This is a genomic window from Okeania sp. SIO2F4, from assembly GCF_010672385.1.
Lineage (GTDB): Bacteria > Cyanobacteriota > Cyanobacteriia > Cyanobacteriales > Microcoleaceae > Trichodesmium.
Genome location: NZ_JAAHGT010001082.1, coordinates 1 through 3,020, shown reverse-complemented (window position 1 = coordinate 3,020; position 3,020 = coordinate 1). Strand labels below are relative to the sequence as shown.

Here is a 3,020-nt window from a genome sequence, read left to right as displayed (position 1 = left end):
TGAAGAAGATTGGGCAAGTAGTTGGAAGCAATATTGGCAACCTCAAGAAATTGGCGATCGCTTTCTGATTAATCCTGCTTGGTTAGCTTTACCAGAGAAGTCAGATAAAATTATCCTTCGTTTAGATCCAGGAGCAGCTTTTGGTACTGGTACTCATCCTACTACAGAATTATGTTTAGAATCGTTAGAAATGCGCTTGGGTTTGGAACCAAATCCTGAAGCTATAATTGCTGATATTGGTTGTGGTAGTGGTATTTTGTCGATTGGGGCAGTATTATTAGGGGTACGTCAGATTTATGCTGTAGATATTGACCCTTTGGCGATTAGATCGACTATTAATAATGGAAAATTAAATCAAATAGAGGCGGAAAAATTAATTGTTGAACAGGGAGATATTGAGGATTTAATTAAATTAGTTCCTGAACCTGTAGATGGTATAGTTTGCAATATTTTAGCTGAGGTTATTATTGATATAATTCCGCATCTCGAAGCGATATCTAAACCGACCACTTGGGGTATTATCAGTGGGATTTTATTAGAACAAGCTAAATCAATTGCTGATACTTTAGAACAGAATGGTTGGGTTGTAGCTACTCTTTGGAAACGAGAAGATTGGTGTTGTTTTAATATTCGGCGTTCTTAAATAATTAGGGAATAGGGAGTAGGGAGTAGGGAGTAGGAAGAAGGAAGTAGAAAGAAGGAAGGAAGAAGGAAGAAGGCAAAGGGTGAAAAAAAAATACTATACGAATGCTGAAACTTCAATTATTAAGCAATTAGAATAGTCGGAATGACTTTTTTGATAATTATAACCTAGGATCGTGTTAATTATTCTTATGTGTACGGACGCCCTTATGCAACGTCCTACCTAGTTCTCTACTCAATAAAAGGGTTATTTTATTTAGTTGATTAAAACTCTAGAACGAAGATAAAAATAAATATAACCACTCCAATAAAATATATTCACTAAAATCATTAATCCTTTTCCTACAACAGAATTAATTCCGGGAAATACCCGTAAAGTTGCTAACAAAACTAGCAAAATTTCTATCAAAGCAACAATTGAACCATAGTGCTTTGGGTCCCAATAAGAAATAGGGCTAATAAATCTATAATTAGTGAAAGGAAAAAAGTGTCTGTGAGCATCATCATTATGTACTGGCAAATCTAGTAGAGAATGCAAGACTAAACTAATACAGATTACTTGCATAATTTGCCAATCAAAATAGTAGGAAATTAGCAATCCAATTATAGCCAAAGGAATAGAATGAAAGATGGCAACAAAATTTTGGATTAATGGTTGATAATATGCTTCTGACCAAATTTTTGTCTCTGGTAAACGAGCAATAAATTTTGCCCAAAAGTAGAAAATAAAGATAGGAATATCGGGTAAAATTCCACCAATTACAATAGCAAGATTAGCTTGTGGTAATTGAGGTTTAGTAAGAAGTGCGAGATTAATAATGGCATGACTTGGTGTATTCATTAGACAAGAGGGAGGTAGGGAGTAGGGGCATCTATGCGAATCCCCCGTACGGGAGTAGGGGGAAATAATTGATTATTTCTGTAGGATAATTGATTTTATTTTTTATTGTTGGAGATGTCTATTAGACATCTCCAGAAAATAAATTTGCCCTTGATTTAGTATAAGTAAGAGAAGTAAAAGTTACTCAAAAAATCATTTTCCGTGCCTTTAATGAATAAAAATAAGTATGATAACTTTTATATTCCTTCCTTTTCAGGAATAGTCAAATTCTCAATCTAATTCCTGATTGCTATAGAGTGTAGGGAGCAAGTATGATGTCTCCTCAAATGCCGATCGGAAAAAAGCTCCCTAATCTCTGAAAGTAGATTTATTACACTGATTAAATTATTGGGTAACCATACAGGAATTTTTGTGAATAAATCTGGTTTTTGCTGATTTATATTTTGTTAGATAGTTACAGCGGATTTGATCTTAGTATGGTACAGCTATGACAGTCAAGGTGTCTGTGTTACAAGGGTTTTATCATTAATATTTGTACTTCACATACTTGGCACTGTAAGTTGATTTCCATTTACCTATTTAAGCATTTTCCTAAATCTAATAATTTTCTATTTTGACTGATTTTTTGATTCATTTATGATGAGTTTCTGTTTTCCCATTCTGATAAAGCTACATCAATTAAATCATCTATAGATTTAGACTTAATAGGTTTTCCTGTAATTTTTTCATACATTTCTAGATACCCTTCAATTTCCTAGTATCCTGTTTCACCTCTATAACCATAGTGACTGGGAATTTTGTATGCTAAAGCTGTCTTCCAATCTTCAGTTAAGATTGAAATTTTAATGCTTTTTAGATCGTTATATTGGTTGCGCATATATCTTCGTAATGATTTGAAATTCCCATATGGTAAATACAAAAACATTTCTAAACTAGGGGCACTTTTTGGAAATTGAAATCCTCCTAAAAGTTTGTGTGCTGGTTTGCAAAGTTCACCGTCTTTCTTTTTTTGACCGTAAGTAATAGTAACATTCGTGCTTTTTTCCCCAATAGATTTGTCAAATCTCAGAATTTTTTCTCGGAGCTTCAAGACAATATCTTGTTTTTCAATACTTTCATTTTCTAACATTCTTAAAAGTGATTTAGGTGGTTGAGATATAGTAATTAAATCGGGTGTGGGTTGATGGGCAAGAATAATTTTTTCTTGAGGATAAGGAATCTGAATTTTTGAGAATAAATTTCCACCTGTAGTCTTGAGAATAAAGTTAAGCTGGTTTGCCGATTCAAGAATTTCAAATATCATAAATTCAAACAAAAGCTGATGATGTTTTCTATCAATGAAATTATGTCTATGAAAAGAAGGAGCGATCGCTATTAAACGAATTCGCCTTTGATAGTCTATATCTGTAGCAAATGGTTTTTCATTGCACAAGTTATCATAATAACGAGTAAGCTGCTGAACTACATAACGGTCTTCAAGATTTTTCAATTCTATTATTGCTAGTTGTCGTTCTTCAGATATTGCTAAAATATCTGA

3 protein-coding genes are annotated in these 3,020 nt (G+C 33.0%); 1 reads left to right on the top strand and 2 read right to left on the bottom strand.

Features of this window, described 5'->3' with window-relative positions:
• On the top strand, window positions 1-643 hold a 643-nt coding region (gene prmA, locus F6K22_RS37330; protein WP_293109821.1), incomplete at its 5' end, for a 50S ribosomal protein L11 methyltransferase.
• 255 nt (window positions 644-898) lie between these two features.
• On the opposite strand, the gene F6K22_RS37325 is transcribed toward prmA, so the two are convergent.
• Window positions 899-1,483 carry a hypothetical protein gene (locus F6K22_RS37325; protein ID WP_293109819.1) on the bottom strand — a complete coding sequence of 195 codons (585 nt, stop codon included), beginning with the start codon at window positions 1,481-1,483 and terminating at the stop codon, window positions 899-901.
• Between the two features lie 754 nt (window positions 1,484-2,237).
• On the bottom strand, window positions 2,238-3,020 hold a 783-nt coding region (locus F6K22_RS37320; RefSeq protein WP_363275267.1), incomplete at its 5' end, for a hypothetical protein.

Coding starts and splice junctions, on each gene's coding strand:
- F6K22_RS37325 (WP_293109819.1), bottom strand. CDS start 1,483: ATGAATACACCAAGTCATGCCATTATTAATCTCGCACTTCTTACTAAA.